This window comes from Microcoleus sp. D3_18_C2, from assembly GCF_036702395.1.
Classification (GTDB): domain Bacteria; phylum Cyanobacteriota; class Cyanobacteriia; order Cyanobacteriales; family Microcoleaceae; genus Microcoleus.
The window spans coordinates 218623-240884 of sequence record NZ_JAUBTG010000001.1 but is presented as its reverse complement, the minus strand read 5'-3'; the positions used below and the strand labels follow the sequence as shown (position 1 = coordinate 240884).

Genomic DNA, 22262 nt, shown 5'->3' with positions numbered 1-22262 from the left:
TGTAAAATATTAACAACTAAGTAATCTTCCTTCTTCCGACGGACATCGGACTGACATCCGTTACATCCGTTACATCCGTTACATCCGTTACACAATCCGTTGCCGAACTTCCTTCTTCCTGACATCCGTTACATCCGTTACACAATCCGTTGCCGAACTTTCTTCGTATTATGAAAATTTTAATTGTTGAAGATGACCCGATGATGCAACTGGGATTAGAGCAAGTTTTAGCCGATTCCCCAGACATAGAAATAGTAGGACAAGCAGAAGACGGCTATTTAGGCGTAGCAGCAGCACTGAAACTCAAACCTGATATCATTGTGATGGATATAGGTTTGCCACGGCTCGACGGCATAGCAGCGACGCAGCAAATTAAAGCACAATTGCCAGAAGTTAGAGTAGTAATGTTAACTTCTCACACGGCAGAAACTGAAATTATTGCTGCCCTTTCTAGCGGGGCTGATGCTTATTGCATTAAAGGTGCTTCTGTAGACAGGCTGTTAGCAGCGATTGCAGCCGCCGCAGAGGGGGCTACATATCTTGACCCTCAAATTGCCCGGACTGTCATCGAACACCTCAAACCCCCCATACCTGCCTCTACAACTACTTTTGGTCAGTTGTCGCAGCGGGAATTGGAGGTGTTAAAATTAATGGTGGAAGGTAACAGCAATCCTGAGATAGCAGCGGCGCTTTACTTGAGTCCAAATACTATTAAAACTCACGTTCGCGGTATTATGAATAAGTTGGCAGTGGATGACCGCGTGCAAGCCGCAGTTGTAGCGCTGAGAACTGGATTGGTGTAAAGAAGTAAGTAGTCATTAGTCATTAGTCAGTAGTCATTAGTTATTTGTTGTTTGCTACCAAGGCTTTTCTGCTACCAATGCCCCATGCCCAATTCCCAATTCCCAATTGCCAATTCCCAATTCCCAATTCCCAAAAAGTTTATGTCTGAATGGATAGAAATCGGTAAAATTGTAGCAGCTCAAGGTTTGGACGGGGAAGTGCGAGTCTATCCCGATTCTGATTTCCCGGAAAGGTTTATCGAACCGGGGAAGCGGTGGATTTTGCGCCCTAACAAAAGTGAACCGGAACCGATCGAGTTTTTGGGCGGTCGCTATATTCCGGGCAAAGGGCTGTATGCTGTAGAGGTAGAGGGTGTGGAAGACCGCGATAGTGCTGAGGCGCTGCGGGGCTGTAAGTTGTTTGTTGAAAAGACCGATCGACCTTACCTCGAATCTGATGAGTTTTACGTCCAAGATTTGATCGGTATGGAAGTTTTTAACCAGTTAACCGGGGAAATCCTAGGCAAGGTAAGTGATATTATTCCCGCAGGTAACGACCTTTTAGAAGTAGAAACGAATCTAACTGCGCCGGAAACTGTCGCCGCAGAATTAGAAAAGCCAAAACAGCCTGAAACTCCCCAAGCAAACGCTGACCCCAGAAATACCCGCAAACCACGGAAAATTCGTGTTAAAGAGCCTAAATCCACAAAAATATTGATTCCTTTTGTGGAAGAGATTGTGCCAGTGGTTGACTTAGAACAAGGCAGAATTGAAATTGTGCCTCCTCCTGGTTTGTTGGAATAATATCATGTCCGGTCGCTCGACCGGATATGATATTAGTTATTAACAATGCCCAATCCCCAATTCCCAATTTCCAATATTAATCATTTCCTTTATTTGTATACCGCACTATCAAGTAGCTGATGGAAAGCGCGAAAATTGCAGTCGCCAAACCAATCAAGTCGGCTGCGGTTTTTTTTTCCAAGTCAAGAATAATGATTTTTCTAGATACTGCTATCAAAGAAGTTACAATAACCAGCTCAACTTGAATTACGTGCTTTTTCAGATAAGCTGTAATATTTTCCAATATTTCCAATGCAATTAAAACATTTAAAAATAACCCAAATATCACAAACAACGTGTCTTTTAAAAAATTATCAGTGTGGTTTGCCAATTCTTGTGCTAAAAAAATCACCAAATCGGCAACGCTGACGATAATTACCAAAATCATCGCCAGTGATAAAACTTTCGATATTATTACTTCTACACTTTCTGTAAAATGCAGAAAATTTTCATCATTGCTTAACTTCGCAATTTGCCTAAATATTTTTTTCAGCATACCAGTGATTTAGTCATCATTTTTGATGATTTTGTCATTTTTCGGTACGCTTTGCAAGCGCAAAACTCTCTGATTGCCTGGTTTCACGGTGGCAACCCGGGCACTGGGGAAGGCGACTCTCTCTGCCTGTTATATTTTATAGTTTTTCGTGTCAGCTAGGAATCGATCGCACGCGATGAACTCCTGCTTAATAAATTTTTGCCATAAAAAAGCCTCAAACTATTGTCTAGCAATATTTTGAGGCTTTTAAGGCGCGGTGCTAATACTGAACTAACTATCTATTCTCAACAGAGAATGATGGTTGACTCCCAGCTTGCTCCGACGCAATATAGAAGATAGCTAAAAATTTAGCTCGGGTGGTTTAGTAGCGACGAGAATTGCCACCGCGATCGTTGTTACCCCAGTTACCGCCGCCACTAGGACGTTCTTCACGGGGTTTTGCTTTGTTGACTTTGAGGTCGCGACCCATCCACTCAGCACCGTCAAGAGCCTCAATGGCTGCGGCTTCTTCGGCTTCAGTAGACATTTCTACAAAAGCGAAGCCCCGCATCCGACCTGTTTCCCGGTCAGCAGGCAACTGAACGCGCTTTACTGTACCGTACTCTCCAAAAGTTTGGTTGAGGTGCTCCTGCGTTACTTCGTAGGATAAATTGCCGACATAGATTGACATTGAACATTCTCCAGAATCAGAGGGTGTAGAGATTTAAATCCGGAGGAACGCCGATCGAACGAACTGTACTGCCGAAAATAAAGCCTTGTAAAAAAATCATAGCACCTATAGGTGCAAACTGCAATTGTCTGACTCAATTAATTAAAAATAAGGTAGAAGGCCTTCGCCAGAAGGCATTCTGCGGAAGGAAAAACTCCCAATCAAGAAGGAACAACTCAGAATAAATAAATTTAATATAAATTTAATTTTCCTTGTTTCCGGGCTCTGCCGGGGAAACGCTGTTTTTAGGCTGCGTAATGGCATAACGATTTTAGGTTTTAGATATGGGATTTGGGATTTAAGATTTATGTGTAGGGTATGTCCGGGTTCAAAATTGCTCGATCGAGAGAGGTTGTTATCCTAAAAACGGATACAAGCCCCGGACTCCTGTCGCCAAGAGTGCAAAATTTTAGACTCTTGTTCAAGATCCCAGATTCATCTGTGGAGTAAATCTCCAATCTTTCAACTGAGGGCGATTGACTCAGAGATCCCCGAACGTCAACCACGTTCTTCCCCATGTCGATCGCCCGCTGGTTCCCGCTCGTTCGGCGGTGATGTGTAGCATCCCGTCGTTCGATGGCAGCTCAAGAAGTGACGGCGAGGGTGGATTTTTGCCAATTAAATTCCTCAACTTCTGCGACAGTTTCTGCCCCAACCAGCACCAACTGCACCGCACAAGCTTTTAACTCAGGCTGTTTGGAATCTGGACAGCTTGCAGCATGAGTCATGGCATTGGCTTCAGCGCCTTCGGCCCACAGAGAACCCCAGTGCATCGGTACAAATAGCGTACCTGGGGCGATCGCCTTTGTGACTTTTGCCGGAAACTGCGCCTTGCCGCGGCGCGATCGAACTTCCAGCAAATCCCCCTCCTTAATCTGCAATTTGGCAGCATCACGGGGGTGAATTTCCAAAAACGGATCGGGGTGCAATTGATTAATTTTCTCTGTTCTCCCCGTCCGCGTCATCGTGTGCCAGTGTCCGTAAAGTCTCCCTGTCGTCAACACAAACGGATAATTCGGATCGGGAGGTTCTGCCAGTCCCCGCGAGTGATAGGCCGAAAATCTTGCCCGCGCGTCAGGAGTGTGAAAACGCCTGTCTGTATACAGCCGTTTCGCTTCGTTCGCTGGATGCACAGGCTCGTTTTCCCGGCAAGGCCACTGCTGCGGCCCTTCTTGGCGGATGTATTCGTGGCTCAGGCCGGTCATATCGCAAGGCTGGCCCCGCGTCAACTGCACGTACTCATTAAAAACCTCCGCACTGTTCTCGAAAGCAAAGTGTTGGGCAAAACCCAACCGCCGTCCCACCTCGGCGAAAATGCTCCAGTCGTCGCGGGCTTCCCCGGAGGGAGTGTCGAAACCGGGACAAAAGGTAACGCGGCGTTCGGAATTGGTCATTACTCCGGTTTTTTCGCTCCACTGCGTTGCCGGCAGCAGGATGTGAGCGTAGGCGGAGGTTTCAGTGGGATAGTAAGCTTCTTGATAAATAGTAAAGGGCGATCGCAGCAAAGCGGCTTTCGTGCGTTCCAAATCCGGCATACTCACCACCGGATTAGTAGCTGCAATCCACAGCAACTCAACTTCGCCAGTTTCCAAACCGGTGATCATATCCCAAGCTGTGCGGCCTGGATTCGGGGAAATACTTCCCGGTGCGATTCCCCAAAATTCCTCGACTTGGGTTCTGTGTTCAGCATTTTTCACAAATCGGTAGCCTGGGAGCAAGTGAGACAGTCCTCCCGCTTCCCGCCCTCCCATCGCGTTTGGCTGGCCGGTGAGGGAAAACGGGCCGCATCCCGGTTTGCCAATTTGACCGGTCATCAAGTGCAAATTAATCAGCGATCGCACCTTTGCCGTGCCTTCCGACGACTGATTTATTCCCATCGACCACAGAGACAAAACGCGCTGCGACTGTTCCCAGTAGTTTGCCGCCGTTTCTAACTCGCCCACAGTAATGCCGCAGCGCGAGGCTACAAAATCCGGCGTGTAGCTGCTAATAACCTCAGCAAAAGCTGAAAAATTCGCCGTGCATTCTTCAATAAACTCAGAATCTATTGCTTGCCTGCGTAACAGCAAATATGCAATTCCATTAAGCAAATCTATATCGGTACCCGGTTTAATTGCTAAGTGCAAATCCGCCGCTTCCGCAGTCGGAGTCCGCCTTGGATCTACCACAATCATTTTGACATGGGGATGCTTTTTGTGGTATTTTGCTAATCGATTGAATACGATGGGATGGCATTCCGCTGTATTGCTACCAATAATAAAAGCGCAATCTGTTAATTCTAAATCGTCGTAACAGCAAGGCGGCCCATCCGAGCCAAAGCTTTGAACGTATCCAGAGACTGCTGAAGACATACACAAGCGAGAATTAGCATCAAAATTATTAGTACCCAGACAACCTTTCAGTAGTTTCTGGGCAATATAATAATCTTCTGTTGCGAATTGACCCGAACCGTAAACACACAAAGCATCGGGGCCACTGGTGCTGCGAATTGTTTGGATGCGGTTAACAATTGCATCGAGAGCTTCGTCCCAGCTAGCGCGGCGGAAGGGTTGGTCGAGAGTATCTCGCATCATCGGATACATTAGCCGATCGCTCCGAATAGACTCTGCTACGGTTGCTCCCTTAATACAAACCATGCCCTGACTCGATGGGTGATTGCGATCGCCCCGCACTTTCCAACTTTGTTTTTTGTCGGCAACAACTTCTAGACCGCAACCTACACCGCAGTATGGGCAAAGAGTTTTTATAGTTTCCATCTGGTGATTTTAGATGCTAATTTTTGAAAGCTAATGGGTAATTGGTAATTCGTCATTATAGTCGGAACTGAGAGCTCCTGCAAATAATGTTTTAATCATTACTAACTTACCGCAAAAATGCTTCACAGCAACGGACAATACCCTGACTTAAAATAAACCGCTATCTTCTAAAACTCGCGAGCCATCGGGTTTGTAGTCAGTGGATATTCGCTCCTAAATACCTCTCTAACAGAGGTACTCCTGCCCTAAATCTTGTCACCCCACCTAGGGGAGCGAGGAAGAATTGTTGCAGGACTCAAACAGCGCGCCGATACTACTTTTGACCTTGTTGTTGATAGCAATCTGAGATTTAGTGGGCGAGTATTATGTCGCCTATTTCTGTGTTTTAACTTCTAATACGCCTCCGTTGCTGGGGCTAAAAGTTACTTGGAATTCAGCAGTTTTTTCAGCAGCGCCTGCTGTGGCACCGGCAGGAGTTTGCAAAACCGGCAGAGGAGTTTCTTTGACGAAATCTTTAGCTGCTTTATTTGTGGGATCGAACTGTAGGATATCGCCGTTTTGTTTTACTTTGACCCGATAAGTCAAGCTTTCGGTAAATGTCGGAGTTGTTCTCCATTGTTGGTCGATTTGTGCATACAACTTCTGTCCGATCGCATCGAGTTCGGCTTGGTCAGAAATCTGTGATGTGGCAGCAGCAGCGATGGGTGCAGGACTTGCAGCAGCGATGGGTGCAGGACTAGGATTCGGTGCGATCGAACTTGCTGCGATTGGCGGGCTGGGGGGAGAACTCACAATCGCCCCGGCAGTCGGCGCCGGAGGTGCAGTTTCTGCTAGTTTCGCTTGCTTTAGCTGGCTGGAAACAACCGACATATTGACCGCAGCTAAAGTAAACATTGCGACGAACCACGAGGCTGCCAGGATGCCACGTTTGATCGACGAGGCTTCTGGGGGTTCGGCAGCGTGAGACACAAAAGGTGCAGGTGCAAGAGGCCTGTCAGCAACCGCAGGCTTTTTGCTAGCAGGTAATGGCATCGGTAGCGCGACGGCTTCTGTCTCCGAGTCCGTTTCTTCACCTTCTTCGTGGTGGGCGTAGCGAGAAAACAGGAACTCCAAAGCAAAGTTACGCAGTTCGTAGTATTTCGGGTCTTCCATAATCCGCGCCCGGTTGCGGGGACGGCTGAACGGAATGTGCATATCTTCGCCGATGGAAGCTGCTGGCCCGTTGGTCATCATCACGATGCGATCGGCCAAAAACAAAGCCTCATCAATATCGTGAGTAATCATAATGACGGTAATTTTTTCCTGCCGCCAAATTTTCAGCAATTCTTCCTGCAACTCTTCCCTGGTAATCGGGTCCAGAGCTCCGAAAGGTTCGTCCAAAATCAACAGTTTGGGACGAGTTGCCAGGGCTCTGGCGATCGCCACCCGCTGTTTCATCCCCCCGGACAATTGGCCCGGTCTTTTGTGACAAGCTTCGGTCAGCCCCACTAATTCCAAGTGTTCCTTGACGATCGTATTGTGTTCGTCTGCGGACTTTTCCGGGTAAACATTTTCAACGCCGAGGTGAATATTTTCTGTAGCAGTCAGCCATGGTAGTAGCGAGTAGTTTTGAAACACGACCATGCGATCGGGGCCTGGTTCAGTAATCTGCGAACCTTCCAGGGCTACTTCTCCGTTTGTCGGCCCGTTGAATCCCGCGATCATATTCAGCAAAGTTGATTTGCCACAGCCAGAGTGACCTATCAAACAAATAAATTCGCCTTCATTAATAGTCAGGTTTACACCGTCGAGAACGACGTAAGGGCCTTTAGGAGTTTCGTAGACTTTCGATACGTCTTTAATAGTAAGAAAGTCTTGCTTTGGCGTTTGAATTTTGGTTGTTTGGGGAGTTTTGAGAGTTTGCATATTTTCAGGATTTGGATTTTGGGTTGATGAATTAGACATGACAAATTTCGATTGAGAATTTGAAATTAGGGAGTTAGGAAGCGGAAAATGTGGAGTCTTGTTTCCTGATTTCTGGCTCCTCATTCCCTCTTCCTATTTGCTAGTTATGCTGGCAGTTTGATGGAACACTGACTGCCTATTTGTTCAATTAAGATTTCTTCAATGCGGACGGCGCGTTTGATTTTGACATTGTGAAGATAGTCGATCGGGTCGTCGAGATTAAACACAGTGCCGTCAAATAGCTCGATCGTCCGGCGATCTCTGGCAATATCCGGCAAACCCAATTCCCGTACTGCTTGACCGAAAACATCGGGCCGCAAAACTCGATCGACCACTTCCACCCAGTTTTTCGGGAACGGGATCAGTCCCCACCGAGCCATCTGCGCCATCACCCACACCATTTCTAGGCGGTCTGGAAAATTGGTTTTGTCAACAGAGAACTGGTTGAAATTGTAGAGCATTTCTGGTTCTGCCTCCGTACCGGAGTTGTACGGATCGATGAACCCTGGACGGATGTCTTTGGGATCGGCGCCGATGTATTGTTCTTGGCTAATCAATCCTAGGACTTCTTCGCGGTTGCGGCGATCGTCGCAGTATTCGCAGGCTTCCAAAAGCGCTTTGACGAGGGCGAGGTGGGTTTGAGGATATTTCTGAGCCCAATCTTCGCTAACACCGAGAACTTTTTCGATGTGTCCGGGCAGAATATCCAGGGAACGGGCCATAACAAAACCCGTACCACTGTTGACTGCGTGCGAGTTCCAGGGGTCGCCTGAACAGTAGCCGTCAATGTTGCCTGCTTTTAAATTTGATACCATCTGCGGGGGCGGAATCACGGTCAAGCCCACGTCGAGGTCGGGGTCGATGCCGCCGGCGGCCAGCCAGTAACGGAACAGCAGATTGTGCATGGAGGCCGAGTGTACCATGCCCAAGGTGTGAACTTTATCGGGAGTCTTGGCGATCGCAGCTTTGAAATCCTCTAATGTCCGAATGCCTTGTCTGTAAAGGTCTTTGTTGAAAACAATCGAATTGCCGTTGCGAGAGAGCGTCATGGCGCTACAGACGGGTACAGGGGCTTCACCGTCGAGGCCCAACAGCATCCCGATCGGCATTCCTGCGACCATTTGCGCCGCGTCCAGCCGTCCTTCGGCAACTCCTTTGGCGATCGCTTTCCAGCCCGGTTCGCGGCTGAGAGTAACTTCTTCCAACCCGTGGGCTTTGAAAAATCCTTTTTCTTTAGCTACTACTAAGGGGGCGCAGTCGGTGAGGGGAATAAAGCCGATGTCGAGGTTGATTTTTTCCAGGCCGTTGCGGGCGATGACAGCGGGTTGTTGTTTGGCCCGGCGCTGTTTGACCCGCTTTTGCTGGTTGAGGAAGTAAACCATTTCGTTACGCAGCGCGTAGTAACTCGGATGGTTGACAACTTCCATGCGCTTGCGGGGGCGGGGAATGTTCACTTCGAGGATTTGCCCGATTTGGGCTTCCGGGCCGTTGGTGAGCATCACAATGCGATCGCTCAGTAATAAAGCCTCATCCACATCGTGAGTTACCATCACGCTGGTGACTTTGCTTTCCTCGCAAATTTTCATCAACTGGTCTTGCAAACCGCCGCGAGTTAAGGCATCGAGGGCGCCGAAGGGTTCGTCTAGCAGCAGCAATTTCGGGCGAATCGCCAGGGCGCGGGCGATCGCAACTCTTTGTTTCATCCCCCCAGAAATTTCGCCTGGGCGTTTGTCGGCCGCGTGTCCGAGTCCGACCAATTTAATGTGGTGTTCGATCACCAACTCCCGATCTTCTTGAGAGTTACCGCTGTAAATTTCATTTACTGCTAGGGCGATATTTTCGCGCACCGTCAGCCAAGGTAGTAGCGAGTAATTTTGAAACACCACCATTCTGTCCGGGCCTGGATCGCGGACTTCCCGCCCTTCTAAAGTAATCCCGCCCTGACTTGCTTTGTCGAGGCCGGCGATGATATTTAGCAGCGTAGATTTGCCGCAGCCAGAGTGCCCAATTAAGGTGATGAATTCTCCCTTTTTAATTTTCAGTTCGATATTTTTAAGAGCGATGTATTGCTCTCCGTTGGGCAAGTTAAATACGCGGTCAACGTGGTCTACTTCAACAAATACTGACATGGCAATTTTAGGTTAGTTTGTAATTTGTATGATGCTGATTATTAATTGGGAATTGGCCAAACAGGGCATTGGGCATTAATTTACAACTCATTTCTACCAGTTTGTAGTTGGCAACCATTCCCCATTCCCCATTCGCCATGCCCGATGCCCTGTTTGGCCGATGCCCGATGCCCAAATCCTATTTTTGTTCTTCAGGAACAACTTTGGAAGCAATGAAACCAACGATTCTGTCTAAAATCAAACCGACGATTCCTACATAAAGCACTGCTATAATCACTGCGCTGAGTCGAGAACTGTTGTAAGCGTCCCAGATGAAGAAGCCGATGCCGACGCCGCCGACTAACATTTCCGCAGCTACGATCGCCAGCCAAGACAAACCGATGCCAATTCTCAAGCCAGTGAAGATGTAAGGAACAGAAGAGGGAAGCAGGATTTTCCAGAAGTATTTTTGGTTGGGGAGGCGCAAGACGCGGGCGACGTTTCTGTAGTCTTGGGGTATTTGTTGAACGCCTACTGTGGTGTTAATTAGAATCGGCCAAATTGCTGTAATTAAGATTACGAAGAGTGCAGAAACTTCGTTAGCTTTCACCCCCATGCCTTCAAAGGGATTGAACTGTTGAAATACGGCCAGGGCGATCGGCAGCCAAGCCAGGGGCGGGATAGTTCTAAATACTTGAAACAGCGGATCTAAAGCATCGAACATTAGGGAGTTTGTCCCGATCAGGATTCCTAAACTGATGCCGAGAACTGTTGCTAAAGTAAAGCCGATCGCCACCCGCTGCAAGCTAGCCAAAATTTGCCAGAACAAGCCTTTGTCTGTACCGCCGTTGTCGAAGAAAGGATTGATAATTAGATTCCAGCTTTCTTGGACTGTTTTGATTGGTCCCGGCAAGCTGGACTCTGGACTGTTGCAGAGGATTTGCCAGATTATGAGCAGAACTGCAATTGCTACCAGCGGGCGGATGATTTTCCGGCGGTTTTTCTGAACCTGATCCAGAACGAAATTTACTGGATTTTTGCTTTTAGTAACAGCGAGGTTTGTTGCCATTTTTCTTTTTCCAAGATTGTGAATAATCGATTATTTGTAGATACTTTGAAGTGTTCACCGTGTCTGGGGTGGGTTGAGTTAGGAAACCCAACTCCACTCAATTAAAAAATCGGTCAACTATCAAAAGTGAACAGTCAACTGTCAACTGTGCACTAATTATGCTTTTTTGATTGCCAAACTCTTCAGATATTCTTCTGGTTTTTCGGCGTCAAACTTCACGCCGTCAAAGAATGTTTCTACACCGCGAGAACTGCTAGTAGGAATTTGGGCTGCGGGGACGCCAAGTGTTGTCGCTGCTGCTTTCCAAATATCTTCGCGGTTAACTTTATCAACCGTTGCTTTGATATCGGTAGTTGCCGGGATATAACCCCAGCGAATATTTTCAGCTAAGAACCAAGCATCGTGACTCTTGTAGGGATAAGAAGCATTATCTGCCCAAAATTTCATTGCCACAGGGCTGGCGGCTTCAACGCGACCGGTACCGTAGTCAATTTGGCCCTTAGAGCGACTGATAATATCTGCTACTGGCACTTTTAACCACCTATCTTGAGAAATGATTTGGCACATTTCATCGTGATTTTCTGGCTTGTCGCACCACTGCTGGGCTTCCAGTACGGCCATGGTAAGTGCTTTTGCAGCTTTGGGATTTTTGTCAACCCAATCTCCTCTTAAACCTAAAGCTTTTTCAGGATGATCTTTCCACATTTCTCCAGTTATTAAGGCGGTGTATCCTACCTTTTGAGTAACTAGCTGAGCATTCCAAGGTTCGCCTACGCAAAAGGCTTCCATGCTGCCAGATTTCATGTTCGCTACCATTTGGGGCGGCGGTATGGGAATCACGGAAACATCTGTATCTGGATTAATACCGCCTGCTGCTAGCCAGTAGCGTATCCACAAATCGTGGGTGCCGCCGGGAAACGTCATAGCAATAGGAACGTTTTGATTGGCAAAAGCTGCTTTCAGCGGTGCGCTGTCTGTACCTACTTTTAAATCTAGGTATTTTTTGCTGAGCGAAATTGCCTGACCGTTAGTATTTAACCGGGCGAGAATGTACATCGGCACTGGCTGATTGCCTTTGGTAATAGTGCCTAATGTCATTTGGTAAGGCATGGGGGATAAGATGTGGGCCCCGTCAATGCCGCCTTTTTCGGAACCGAGTTCTAAGTTGTCGCGAGTAACTGGCCAAGATGCTTGTTTGGTAACTTGTACGTCTTTCATGCCGTACTTGGCAAATAACCCTTTTTCTTGGGCGATGATTAAGGGTGCTGCGTCGGTGAGGGCGATGAATCCGAGTTTGGCTGCGGTAACTTCTGGGGCGTCGGCAGGGTTGATGTTGACTGCTGGAGCGGCGGTGGGCGAAGCGCCGCCGGGAGTGGCGTTAGATGTGGTGGGGCCGGAACTGCAACCGTGGGCTAGGAGGGTGCCGGCTGCTGTTGCTCCAGCGGTGATGATGAATTTTCTTCTGGAAAGGTTGCTCATTTGTCTTGAATTGTTGTTGTACTTTGAGATGGTGGAAATGTGAGATGTGAGATTGATTCGCGACCTTCGCATCGCATCTCACATTATGAGATTAGGCGTCGATCGTCACTCTGCCGATCGCCCGTGCGCTGCAAGTTAAAATGAACCCTGGTTCTAAGCCTGCGGCCGCTTCGGGGTGGCTGTCGTAGGCGGCAATATTACCTTCTAGGAGTTTCTGCTTGCAAGTGCCACAAACTCCCTTTCGGCAATCGCTGTCAAGTTCGACTCCCGCCCGTTCGGCAACATCGAGAATGTACTCATCTTCGCTGCAAGCAACTTCTTTGCCCGATCGAGCGAAAATGACAGTAGATGTCTGAGGTTTGGGTGCTTGGGCTGCCGCTTCGCCCTCCTCAACCGTCAATTGCAGTTGCCGCTGCAGCACAGCTACATCCCCTGTGATCTCTTTGGGAACTGCCCCAAACTGCTCGACTAACAGTTGATACAGCAGCGGTTTGAGGTCTTCGCAAGCGATGCCTTTTTGGACGCAAGCACCCAAATGAGCGTCTTTGCCAACTGTGCCTCCCATGTAAATGTCTACACCTTCGAGGGTTTTGCCGTTCTTGCGAACTTTTGTTCCCATCAAACCAATGTCTGCTACCTGGGGTTGACCGCAGGAATTGGGGCAACCTGTCCAGTGAATTCTGACAGGTTTGGGAAGTGACAGTTCGACATCGAGTTCCTCAATCATTGCCACGGCGCGGCTTTTGGTTTCGATGAGGGCGAAGTTGCAAAACTTGGCGCCGGTGCAGGAAACCAAGGCTCGCATCAGCGGTGCGGGCTCGATGGAAAAACGCTGCAACAGCGGTTCTTTGACCAGCGATTCAATCCGCGAGTCGGGAACGTTGGGAATAATCACGTTTTCTTCGACGGTGAGCCTGAGCTCGCCGCTGCCGTAAACCTCGGCAATTCTGGCCAAATCGAACAAATCCGATGCTTGCAGCCGTCCGACGGGAACGTGCAGCCCTACATAGTTGAGCCCTGATTGTTTTTGGGGGTAGATGCCGATGTGGTCGCGTTTGTCCCAGGTGATTTCATCTTTGGGCGCGGCGGCGGGCAAAGTGCGACCTAATTCTTGTTCGACTTCGGCTCGGAATTGTTCGATTCCGAGTTCGTCAATCAGCCACATCAGCCGCGATTTTTGGCGGTTTGCTCTTGGGCCTCGATCGCGAAACACAGTTAAAATTGCTTTGCACAAATCTACAACGTCGCTGGGACTTGCCCATGCGTTGAGAGGAATTGCAGCTTCGCAGCGTTTGGCGGAGAAGAAACCGCCGACTAAAACGTTAAAGCCGATGTTGCCGTCTTTGTAAGCGGGTACGAAGGCGATGTCGTTGATTTCTGCGTGGACTGAGTTGTCGCGGCAGCCTGCGATCGCAATATTAAACTTTCTCGGCAAATTTGAAAACGCGGGGTTGCCTTCGCCGCTGTTCGTAATCATGTCTTGGACTTCGTTCGCCAGTTCCCGCGTATCAATCAGTTCGTCGGCGTCCAGGCCCGCCACTGGGGAACCCGTGATGTTACGCACGTTGTCCATGCCAGACTGGATGCTGGTCATGCCCGCTTCTTTGAGGCGGCGGAAGATGTCGGGTACGTCTTCGATGCGAATTCCGCGCAATTGCAGGTTTTGTCTGGTGGTGATGTCGGCGCTACCGTCGTCGCCGTAGCGTTGGACGATTTCTGCTAGCGTTCTGGTTTGATTGCTAGTAATGATGCCGTTGGGCAAGCGCAGCCGCATCATGAATTTGCCGGGAGTTACTGGCCGAAAGAAGATGCCGAGCCATTTGAGGCGGTGCTCGCGATCTGTTTCGTTCATTGCTTCCCAGCCGATTTCGGCGAAGTGGTCGAGTTCGCCTTTTAATGCTAAGCCATCTTTTTCGGCTTTGAGTTTTTCAAACTTGTTCAGGCTCGCTTGGGCTTTGGGTTCTACTGTTTGGGTCATCGGTTTACCCTCGCTGCTGGCTTGTGGGGAGGTATTGACTTGGAGCATAAAATGTGTGTTTCCTGCTAACCTTAGTGACTGTATGGATTTAAAACTGTATATTTAGTTACTAGATCGAATTTCTTTTAAGCATGGTTGGTCTTCTGTAAACTTGAGCTTGACTGGGCGGTGGCTCGAACGTGGCAAAACTATTTATGGTTATAGTTGCTACCGATGATTCGGTCGATCGCTCTGTTTCGATGCACCTTTGTTATGAGCTAATGTAAAGCCCCCGATTGTAAATATTCGTAGCTATTTTTACAAAATATTGAGTTTTATGAATATTTCGCATACTACCGATGCGTTTTATACATGGGAAATGGGTAAAGAGACCCACAAAACCGAAAAATCTCTCTAAATCTTTAGATTTAGGAGGGGAGAGGGGGATATTGGAATATCTAAGATTAATTTTGTGACTGCGATCGCAGACTTAAAACGAGATCGTCACAACATTAGAGCGGTCGCTGTCACACAGTTTGCCTCAAAACATCACCTTGTGTGCTATGCCAGCGTCACTATTAATTTTTGGAGAACGAGAGATGATATAAGTATCGAATTCAGGGAACGTCTCATGTTTTTAGTTCAACTTATCCCCGGCGCTATTTCCGAAATGCTTGCCTCTGTTACGGAGACGGGTTGTTTGACTTTAGCCGATCGCTACGGCTTGATGGCCGCTGTCTTGGACGACTCTCTCGACGATGAATACAGACATTCGATCAACCGCCTGCTGCGTTCTGTGATCAAGGGAAGAGTCAAGATAGTCAACGAACTGTCGGCGATATATTAACAGCATTTAAAAATTTGATTGATTCATGCAGCGCCTAAGAGTGCAGAAACCACCGAGGGAGTTAGAATGAACCCACGATGCCTGCTGCGGATGTAGGGCAGGAAGTTGATTGGGTGTTCTAAAAACCTGCGATCGTTCTTGCCGTATGATTTTTTTTGATTGTCCAATTCTCGCTTTGGGCGGCACTTACAGAAAAAGTGCTGATTCATGAGAGCCTGTTGGGTTGAACGCTGATGGTAAAATTAGTAAAATTGCTGTGCGCGATCGGCATTTGAAGAGTTTGAGGAATGAAGTCATCCCAACCAAGGTAATTATAATTATTAGACATCTCCAGCAAAGCCTGTCTTGAACAGGCAGGATGCCTGTTCCACAATAATTATTGGAGAGGTATATTGAACAGGGCTGGCGATGAAAGACAATTTATGAAAATTATTAATCAAACAATCGAATTATTAATAGAATCCGGTCTCGGCATCTACAACATCACGCCCCATATAGCAATCCTTGCAGGAGTCATAAATTTTTTACCCCACCCCAGCCCTCCCCGAACCCAAGGGGAGGGAGTAAGAAATTCACAAATGATTTAGGATGGCTATAGCCCGCCCTCAACATACAATTTAAATGCACAACAGCTTACCAAACAAGCTGCCGTTTGCGTTAGCTGTATTGAAAATTTGACCGGAAAAATTGAAGAATAAATCGCCGTAGTTGATGTTGCCTCTTTGAGCTAGTGAGTCGGCATATCCGGCTAAACTTAGATTAGAATTGATGGCGATGAAAGCTGTATCTGATGTTTCTTTGATGGCGATGCCGTAAAATTCAAATTCCCCGCCGCCGATTTGAGCCCCTGTCACGCCGTCGTTCAAGGAATCGATCGCGTAATTCCAGCCGTTAGATAGCGTTGCTGCTGTAGCTTTTTGTTGCTGTATTGCGAAAAGGAGACAGAAACTAGCCACTGAGTAAGTCTAGTGGAGGCTGTTTTTAGCAATGGATTTCATAAAACCCTCCCTGGGAATCATTGTTAAATTGTCAAGTCTGCTCGCTCGACTGTTTTTAATTTTTAGTAAATCATACAGCAGATTCGGTGGTTGATGAAGTACAGTAGCCGCTATATTTATGTTGTGTGATTTTAATATGTAGGGTGCGGATCTGCAACCTTTTAAATAGAACTTGCAGATTGACGGGTGGCGACGCACCGATGCTTACTACAGGATTGTGTGTACTGGGAGCATCTCATATTTGTAAAAACACTTCTTCTGGCTCCTTCCTTCTTCCTCTTCCCTCTTCCCTCCTGCCTCAAAACTCCAATTTTTAGCGTGGCTGCTTTCATTGAGATGCTCCCTGATGCGTAGGCCAGAAACCGGGTTTTTGTTGAGAAGACGCATGACAGTGTAGAAACCCCAAAAAACTCGGTTTCTTTGATTGTGACGCGCGGGCTAATCCCCACCCAGTGAAAAATCCTGTCACAATAAAATCAAGACTACCGAGAGACCAAGTGGGTATCGAACTCAAGCTACCGTCAGGACACTGAATCATTTAAAATTCAAGTTGGGGCGACGATCACCCCAATCATTCCCAAAACCTAGGTGTTGCCATGCGTAAAATTGTACTATTCATTGCATCTAGTCTGGACGGTTATATTGGCCGACCGAATGGCGATATTGATTGGCTGTTTACAGACCAAAATTACGGTTATAGTAAATTTTTAGATAGCATCGATACGGTTCTCATGGGTCGGAAAACTTACGAACAAGTTCTAACTTTTGGCGAGTACCCGTACCAGGAAAAAAAGAGTTATGTTTTTACGAAGAATCTAGATTTTCAAGCTACTTCGGATGTCGAAGTGGTAACAAATTTCGAGAATTTTGTCAAGGATTTGCGCTTGCTTGAGGGAAAGAATATTTGGTTGGTGGGAGGTTCTCTGCTGATTCGCGATTTCCTGAATCAAAATTTTGTTGAGGAGCTAATTCTCTCGGTGCACCCGATTATTTTGGGCGAGGGAATTCCTTTATTTGTTAATCCGATAAATACTACAGCTTTGCAGTTAACTGGATGTCAGACATACAGTTCTGGCATGGTTCAGCTATCTTATGATGTCGCGACTTGAGGGCGCGCCCAATTGCTAAGTCGCTTGCAAAAATACTGTCAGTTGGTTATCAAAAAAGGTAAGATAGGAATAAGTAAGTTAGTTATCGATATATTATGTCTGCCAAAGATGTTTTTCATGAAGTTGTCAAAACAGCTTTGCAAAAAGAAGGCTGGCATATTACCCACGATCCGTTTCCGATTAGTGTGGGCGGTGTAGATATGTCGATCGATCTGGGAGCAGAAAGGCTGATTGCGGCAGAAAGGCAAGGCGAAAAAATTGCCGTTGAGGTCAAAAGTTTTTTGGCAAAATCGTCGGCAATCTCGGAATTTCACAGAGCATTGGGGCAGTTCATTAATTACCGAGCAGCACTCAAAGAAAAAGCACCCGATCGCATTTTGTACTTGGCTGTGCCGTTAATAACTTATGAAGAATTCTTTCAACTAGATTTCCCGAAAGCAAGGATCGAGGAAAATCAGGTAAAAATGATTGTTTATGATACAGCAGTTGAGGTTATTGTAGAATGGAAAAATTAATCAAATATCGGCAAATTGTGCAGCAAATGTTACTGGAGTACGGCCAGCACAAACCTGCTCACGGAGACATTGAAGTCGAGACAATTATTGATACAGAACGAGATCATTACCAAATCTTTTATGTGGGCTGGGACAAGCAGACTAGGGTGCATCATTGTAGCATTCACATTGATATCAAGGGCGGAAAAATTTGGCTTCAATGGAATGCGACTGAAGATGATATTGCTGAAAATTTAGTAATAGCCGGAGTTCCAAAAGAGGATATTGTTTGGGGATTTCAGCCGCCCTTTATGCGGAAGTATACGGGTTATGCAGTGGAATAGATCGCAGATGATGAAATGTGTTTGCTACTTTTTGTTATTAATATCTTTTTTCGGGGCCGCCCTTCCTGCTGACGCCTCTGTTTGCCGCAATTATCAAGGAAGCGAGATTTGCATTGTCGATATCAAACGCAGTGCAAAAAATTATTGGGAATACAGGGTAATTCTGAGTGTTGATGGAGTGAAACAGCCTCTGGAAGTCTACAATTGCCGCGATCGCACTACAGTTAAGAAAGATGGAACTGTTTTGACGTTTGGACAAAACAACCCTGGTGAAATCGTCTGCAGTTTTTTTAAGAAATAGCATATTTGTGACGGGCTAGAAGCCCATCCCACTCATTGTTTGATTGATTTAACTGCTTCCAAGGCTCTGCCTTGGAACCCATATAAGCGAGGCTCTGCCTCGGCTGGGAAGATGGAGGCAGAGCCTCCGGATCTGCGTTACCAGGCAGGAGCCTGGTAACGAGTAGTAATCAACTTTTCATGTTTGTTGTGGGATGGGCGTCCCGCCCGTCCTTTCTGGGCGGGCAGGACGCCCATCCCACAAGAAAAAAGGGAAATTATTTAATTCTCATTCCGCAGTACACATTTTAGTTAGAATTTGCCGTCTACTGCTGAAACGCAACGTTCGCAAATTAGCGGATGTTCGATCGACTCTCCGACGTGAGTCGAGTAATTCCAGCAACGATCGCACTTTTGGCCGTCTGCTTTGACTACACCAATCGCCAACTCTGGAGACTGATAACTGTACGGCAATTCCTGCAGGATGGCATTCGATTCTACCAGTTCCACTTCCGAAGTAATGAACAAATAGCGCAATTCATCTACACCCTTGCCGGTCATTGTAGAATGGTGCCCTGCAGCTAGGTCAGCAGGAATTTCTGGTTTGGGTTCGATCGCAACTAATTCTGGTTGCGGGATTTGGGGTGTTTCTACAAACACTTTTTCGGCTGGGGCTGTTTGGGCGATCGCCCCTGTTTCTACAAGCACAAGCGCTGTATCTAATGCCGGTGCGAGGACGATCGCCTGTGTTTCTGCAAGTACAAGCGCCGTACTCCGGCCCACCACATCTGCTGTCAGGAAATCAATTTGTTGTGCAATTTCTTGACGGTTGGCGGCAAACAGCAAGTGACGGAAAGCAAACCAGATTGTAAATAAGATGCCGATGACTTCAAAGAAGCCTCCCAAAAGCGGTATCTGATTCATCGTATCCAAAATCGCCAGCGTTACTCGGCCCGTTATCAACACAGAAGCTAAGAGTCCAAGTGTTACCAGCGCTTGTTGGTATTCTGTAAAAAAGTTGCCTGCGTATTCAGGCAAATTAGCCACAAACTCGGCGGCTTGATCTAAGATTGGCTGCGAATCTGAAGCCGACAGTTCAGGGACAGAATACTCTACTATCTGAGAAGGTCGATCGCTCTTTTGTGCGATCGTTTTCGGCTCAACATAAATTTTGTTTTCTGTCAAGACTTTAGCAACTTTTGCCGCTTGTTCTTCCTGTTTATCTTGTGCTGCTTTTGCTTTCTCCTGGGCCGCTAACTCGATGACTGAATTTTGCGATCGCACATAATCCACCAATTCTTCACTGCTGGGATTCAAAGCTTGCAATTGCTCTCTTTTCTCAACATCGGGAACGTACAATAAAACCTTAGCTTCCAAAGAAGAACCGATCGCCTTTTCAATCCGCGCTTTTTCCAAAACCTTGTTAACTTCGCCCCGCACTTGTCGCAAATACTGCCAGCGAGTAGCCAATTCTGGATTGTGCCATGAAGCATCAATTTGCACCCAGCCGGCTTCAAACACGGACTTGTAAGGAGTCGGATAGGGAAGGTACTGCCAAATATCCTCAGCCATGTGACACAAAACAGGTGCGATCGCCCTTGCCAAATTCTCCACAGCGATCGCAATCACCGTCTGACAACTGCGGCGGCGAAGGGTATCTGTCGCGCTGATGTAAAGTCTATCTTTGGCAATATCCAAGTAAAAATTCGACAAATCCACCGTACAGAAATTCTGCACAGTTTGGAAGAATCGCGAAAATTGGAAGCTTTCAAAAGCATCTTGGACTTCCGCAAAAACTTCGCCCATTCTGTGCAGCATATAGCGGTCTAGTTCCGGCAATTCCTCGTAAGCAACGGCATCTTTTGCCGGATCGAAGTCGTGCAAATTCCCCAGCAAAAACTTAGCTGTATTGCGAATTTTGCGGTAAACATCCGATTGCTGTTTGAGAATGTTTTTGCCCAAAGGCACATCTGCCGAGTAGTCTACCGAAGACACCCACAACCGCAAAACATCGGCTCCATATTCCTTAATTACTGACGCTGGATCGACGACATTGCCTTCAGATTTGCTCATTTTCCGGCCTTTTTCATCGAGCACAAAACCGTGAGTCAAAACTGTTTTGTAAGGAGCAATGCCGTTAGTTGCTACACTGGTAAGCAAGCTGGATTGAAACCAGCCGCGGTGTTGGTCTGAACCTTCCAAATAGATATCAGCCGGATAGTTTAATTCCGATCGACCTTTGGCAACTGCGGCCCAGGAAGAACCCGAGTCAAACCACACATCCATCGTGTCTGTACCTTTGCGGTAAGTGCGGCCGTTATTGCGGTAAGATTCCGGCAGCAATTCATCGATCGACAATTCCCACCAAGCATCGGAACCCTTCTCAGCAAAAAGGGCTTGCACATGGGCGATCGTTTCTTCATTTAACAGCGGTTCGTTGGTTTCTTCATCGTAAAATACGGGAATCGGAACGCCCCAAGTCCGCTGGCGAGAAATACACCAATCGGATCGATCGCCCACCATTGCAGTAATCCGATTTTCCCCTTGGGCGGGAATCCAATTCACACCGGCGATCGCTTTTAAGGCTTCATCTCGGAACCCTTCAACCGAGGCAAACCACTGTTCCGTCGCCCGAAAAATAGTCGGCTTTTTCGTGCGCCAATCGTAAGGATAAGAGTGAGCGTAACTTTCCTCTTTAATCAAACAATTTGCTTCGGCAAGGGCATCAATCACTGCGGCATTGCCATTTCCGAGGACATTTAAACCTGCAAACTGTCCGGCTTCGGCAGTGAAATTTCCGTTCTCATCTACGGGCGTTAAAACTGGTAAACCGCAGCGTTTTCCGACGATAAAGTCTTCTTGTCCGTGCCCCGGTGCGGTGTGAACTAATCCCGTCCCAGAATCAGCGGTAATGTAGTCACCGCCGGCAACAATCGGACTTTCGCGATCGAACAGCGGGTGTTTGTAGATGCAACCTTCTAATTCTTTGCCTTTGAAGGTGGCAAGTATTTTTAATTCAGTGTTAAAAGTTGCCGACAGCCGATCGACCGCATCGACAGCTACTAACATAAATTGTTGTGCGATGTGGGAATTTGCCGGCGGTTCCACCACCGCATAAGTCAGTTCTGGATTAACTGCGATCGCCAAGTTTGCCGGAATTGTCCAGGGGGTAGTCGTCCAAATCGCCGCCCAGAGGCTTGGCATATAGCGCTTGAGCTTCGACTGCAAAGATTTTGACAATTTTCTCACATGGAAGCCGACGTAGATGCTGCGCGACGTGTGACCTTCTGGATATTCCAATTCCGCTTCGGCGAGGGCTGTTTTCGAGCTCGGACTCCAGTGAACCGGTTTAAAGCCGCGGTAGATGTAGCCTTTGAGCACCATTTGACCGAAAACGCCGATTTGAGCGGCTTCGTATTCGGGTTTTAGGGTTAAATACGGGTGTTCCCAGTCGCCCCAAACGCCGTAGCGCTGGAAGGATTCGCGCTGCTGTTCCATTGTTTGCTGCGCGAAGGTGGCGGCTTTGCGGCGGAGTTCGATCGGCGTAAGATTTAGCCGATCGTCCGATTTCATGTTTTGCAATACTTTAAGTTCGATCGGCAATCCATGACAATCCCAACCGGGCACGTAGCGGACTTTTTTGCCGCGCAACATTTGGTAGCGGTTGATAAAGTCTTTGAGGATTTTGTTGAGGGCGTGGCCGATGTGGAGTTGTCCGTTGGCGTAGGGTGGCCCGTCGTGGAGGATGAACAAATCGCCTGGGTTATTTTCCGAAAGGCGATCGTAGATTTCTTGATCGGCCCAAAATTGTTGCAATTCTGGTTCGCGCTTGGTGGCGTTGGCGCGCATATCAAACTTGGTTTTGGGCAGGTTTACCGTGTCTTTGTAAGATTTAGCTTCCATTTTTGAGAAACGTTTTATGTAGTTAGTTGTTAGTAGTTAGCGGTTATTTGAAAGATGATATCAAGTCCGGTTAAATAATCATAATTAAGTTGGTAGTGACAACTTTAGTCATCTCTCGTCATTGAAGAGCTGACAACCAGATATT

The 22262-nt window shown here is 47.4% G+C and carries 18 protein-coding genes and 1 pseudogene; 7 read left to right on the top strand and 12 right to left on the bottom strand.

What is annotated here, in order from left to right; genetic code table 11:
• Positions 1 to 16: 16 nt before the first annotated feature.
• Complete coding sequence (locus tag QUA88_RS00910; protein WP_333056176.1) at positions 17 to 145, bottom strand: hypothetical protein; 129 nt, start codon at positions 143 to 145, stop codon at positions 17 to 19.
• A gap of 25 nt (positions 146 to 170) precedes the next feature.
• Between QUA88_RS00910 and QUA88_RS00905 the strand changes: the two genes are divergently transcribed.
• Together QUA88_RS00905 and rimM are read left to right on the top strand one after the other, a co-directional pair.
• Positions 171 to 803 carry a response regulator transcription factor gene (locus QUA88_RS00905; protein WP_333056177.1) on the top strand — a complete coding sequence of 211 codons (633 nt, stop codon included), beginning with the start codon at positions 171 to 173 and terminating at the stop codon, positions 801 to 803.
• A 141-nt stretch (positions 804 to 944) separates the two neighbouring features.
• The gene (gene rimM, locus QUA88_RS00900; protein WP_333056199.1) at positions 945 to 1586 is read left to right on the top strand and encodes a ribosome maturation factor RimM; all 642 of its coding nucleotides are present in this window, start codon (positions 945 to 947) and stop codon (positions 1584 to 1586) included.
• Between the two features lie 76 nt (positions 1587 to 1662).
• On the opposite strand, the gene QUA88_RS00895 is transcribed toward rimM, so the two are convergent.
• The 9 genes and pseudogenes from QUA88_RS00895 to QUA88_RS00855 all read right to left on the bottom strand — a co-directional run.
• Complete coding sequence (locus QUA88_RS00895; protein WP_333056178.1) at positions 1663 to 2121, bottom strand: phosphate-starvation-inducible PsiE family protein; 459 nt, start codon at positions 2119 to 2121, stop codon at positions 1663 to 1665.
• Positions 2122 to 2482: 361 nt separating this feature from the next.
• Positions 2483 to 2791, bottom strand: a complete 309-nt coding sequence (locus QUA88_RS00890; protein ID WP_015179102.1) for an RNA recognition motif domain-containing protein — start codon at positions 2789 to 2791, stop codon at positions 2483 to 2485.
• 623 nt (positions 2792 to 3414) lie between these two features.
• Positions 3415 to 5586 (bottom strand): nitrate reductase, encoded by a 2172-nt coding sequence (locus QUA88_RS00885; protein WP_333056179.1) that lies wholly within the window; start codon positions 5584 to 5586, stop codon positions 3415 to 3417.
• A 372-nt stretch (positions 5587 to 5958) separates the two neighbouring features.
• The gene (locus tag QUA88_RS00880) at positions 5959 to 7530 is read right to left on the bottom strand and encodes a nitrate ABC transporter ATP-binding protein (RefSeq protein ID WP_333056180.1); all 1572 of its coding nucleotides are present in this window, start codon (positions 7528 to 7530) and stop codon (positions 5959 to 5961) included.
• 104 nt (positions 7531 to 7634) lie between these two features.
• Positions 7635 to 9659: a nitrate ABC transporter ATP-binding protein gene (locus QUA88_RS00875; protein WP_333056181.1), complete on the bottom strand. Its 2025-nt coding sequence runs from the start codon at positions 9657 to 9659 to the stop codon at positions 7635 to 7637.
• Positions 9660 to 9837: 178 nt separating this feature from the next.
• Positions 9838 to 10707, bottom strand: coding sequence for a nitrate ABC transporter permease (gene ntrB / locus QUA88_RS00870; RefSeq protein WP_333056182.1), 870 nt, complete (start codon positions 10705 to 10707; stop codon positions 9838 to 9840).
• Positions 10708 to 10863: 156 nt separating this feature from the next.
• Positions 10864 to 12186 carry a CmpA/NrtA family ABC transporter substrate-binding protein gene (locus tag QUA88_RS00865; protein WP_333269750.1) on the bottom strand — a complete coding sequence of 441 codons (1323 nt, stop codon included), beginning with the start codon at positions 12184 to 12186 and terminating at the stop codon, positions 10864 to 10866.
• Between the two features lie 91 nt (positions 12187 to 12277).
• Entirely contained in the window at positions 12278 to 12607 is a 330-nt protein-coding gene (locus QUA88_RS00860; RefSeq protein ID WP_333143957.1) for a 2Fe-2S iron-sulfur cluster binding domain-containing protein, read from the bottom strand.
• Between the two features lie 18 nt (positions 12608 to 12625).
• A pseudogene (locus QUA88_RS00855) lies at positions 12626 to 14164 on the bottom strand (ferredoxin--nitrite reductase); the annotation flags it as partial.
• A 610-nt stretch (positions 14165 to 14774) separates the two neighbouring features.
• On the opposite strand from QUA88_RS00855, the gene QUA88_RS00850 reads away from it, so the two are divergent.
• Positions 14775 to 14990: a hypothetical protein gene (locus QUA88_RS00850; RefSeq protein WP_333269747.1), complete on the top strand. Its 216-nt coding sequence runs from the start codon at positions 14775 to 14777 to the stop codon at positions 14988 to 14990.
• A 617-nt stretch (positions 14991 to 15607) separates the two neighbouring features.
• Here the strand turns inward: QUA88_RS00850 and QUA88_RS00845 are convergent.
• Complete coding sequence (locus tag QUA88_RS00845; protein ID WP_333056185.1) at positions 15608 to 15946, bottom strand: XDD3 family exosortase-dependent surface protein; 339 nt, start codon at positions 15944 to 15946, stop codon at positions 15608 to 15610.
• A gap of 638 nt (positions 15947 to 16584) precedes the next feature.
• On the opposite strand from QUA88_RS00845, the gene QUA88_RS00840 reads away from it, so the two are divergent.
• The 4 genes from QUA88_RS00840 (at position 16585) to QUA88_RS00825 (ending at position 18236) form a co-directional block, all read left to right on the top strand.
• Entirely contained in the window at positions 16585 to 17097 is a 513-nt protein-coding gene (locus QUA88_RS00840) for a dihydrofolate reductase family protein (RefSeq protein WP_333056186.1), read from the top strand.
• Positions 17098 to 17192: 95 nt separating this feature from the next.
• Positions 17193 to 17612, top strand: coding sequence for a XisH family protein (locus QUA88_RS00835; RefSeq protein WP_333056187.1), 420 nt, complete (start codon positions 17193 to 17195; stop codon positions 17610 to 17612).
• Positions 17600 to 17935 (top strand): XisI protein, encoded by a 336-nt coding sequence (locus QUA88_RS00830; RefSeq protein ID WP_333056188.1) that lies wholly within the window; start codon positions 17600 to 17602, stop codon positions 17933 to 17935. The genes QUA88_RS00835 and QUA88_RS00830 overlap by 13 nt, the downstream gene beginning before the upstream one ends.
• Positions 17922 to 18236, top strand: a complete 315-nt coding sequence (locus tag QUA88_RS00825; RefSeq protein ID WP_333056189.1) for a hypothetical protein — start codon at positions 17922 to 17924, stop codon at positions 18234 to 18236. Before QUA88_RS00830 ends, QUA88_RS00825 begins: the two co-directional genes overlap by 14 nt.
• A 290-nt stretch (positions 18237 to 18526) precedes the next feature.
• On the opposite strand, the gene ileS is transcribed toward QUA88_RS00825, so the two are convergent.
• Positions 18527 to 22117, bottom strand: a complete 3591-nt coding sequence (gene ileS / locus QUA88_RS00820) for an isoleucine--tRNA ligase (protein ID WP_333269744.1) — start codon at positions 22115 to 22117, stop codon at positions 18527 to 18529.
• Between the last annotated feature and the right edge of the window lie 145 nt (positions 22118 to 22262).

Bases quoted from the DNA above. Each gene is read 5' to 3' on its own strand.
- QUA88_RS00905 (WP_333056177.1), top strand. From the start codon at position 171: ATGAAAATTTTAATTGTTGAAGATGACCCGATGATGCAACTGGGATTA.
- rimM (WP_333056199.1), top strand. From the start codon at position 945: ATGTCTGAATGGATAGAAATCGGTAAAATTGTAGCAGCTCAAGGTTTG.
- QUA88_RS00895 (WP_333056178.1), bottom strand. From the start codon at position 2,121: ATGCTGAAAAAAATATTTAGGCAAATTGCGAAGTTAAGCAATGATGAA.
- QUA88_RS00890 (WP_015179102.1), bottom strand. From the start codon at position 2,791: ATGTCAATCTATGTCGGCAATTTATCCTACGAAGTAACGCAGGAGCAC.
- QUA88_RS00885 (WP_333056179.1), bottom strand. From the start codon at position 5,586: ATGGAAACTATAAAAACTCTTTGCCCATACTGCGGTGTAGGTTGCGGT.
- QUA88_RS00880 (WP_333056180.1), bottom strand. From the start codon at position 7,530: ATGTCTAATTCATCAACCCAAAATCCAAATCCTGAAAATATGCAAACT.
- QUA88_RS00875 (WP_333056181.1), bottom strand. From the start codon at position 9,659: ATGTCAGTATTTGTTGAAGTAGACCACGTTGACCGCGTATTTAACTTG.
- ntrB (WP_333056182.1), bottom strand. From the start codon at position 10,707: ATGGCAACAAACCTCGCTGTTACTAAAAGCAAAAATCCAGTAAATTTC.
- QUA88_RS00865 (WP_333269750.1), bottom strand. From the start codon at position 12,186: ATGAGCAACCTTTCCAGAAGAAAATTCATCATCACCGCTGGAGCAACA.
- QUA88_RS00850 (WP_333269747.1), top strand. From the start codon at position 14,775: ATGTTTTTAGTTCAACTTATCCCCGGCGCTATTTCCGAAATGCTTGCC.
- QUA88_RS00840 (WP_333056186.1), top strand. From the start codon at position 16,585: ATGCGTAAAATTGTACTATTCATTGCATCTAGTCTGGACGGTTATATT.
- QUA88_RS00835 (WP_333056187.1), top strand. From the start codon at position 17,193: ATGTCTGCCAAAGATGTTTTTCATGAAGTTGTCAAAACAGCTTTGCAA.
- QUA88_RS00830 (WP_333056188.1), top strand. From the start codon at position 17,600: ATGGAAAAATTAATCAAATATCGGCAAATTGTGCAGCAAATGTTACTG.
- QUA88_RS00825 (WP_333056189.1), top strand. From the start codon at position 17,922: ATGCAGTGGAATAGATCGCAGATGATGAAATGTGTTTGCTACTTTTTG.
- ileS (WP_333269744.1), bottom strand. From the start codon at position 22,117: ATGGAAGCTAAATCTTACAAAGACACGGTAAACCTGCCCAAAACCAAG.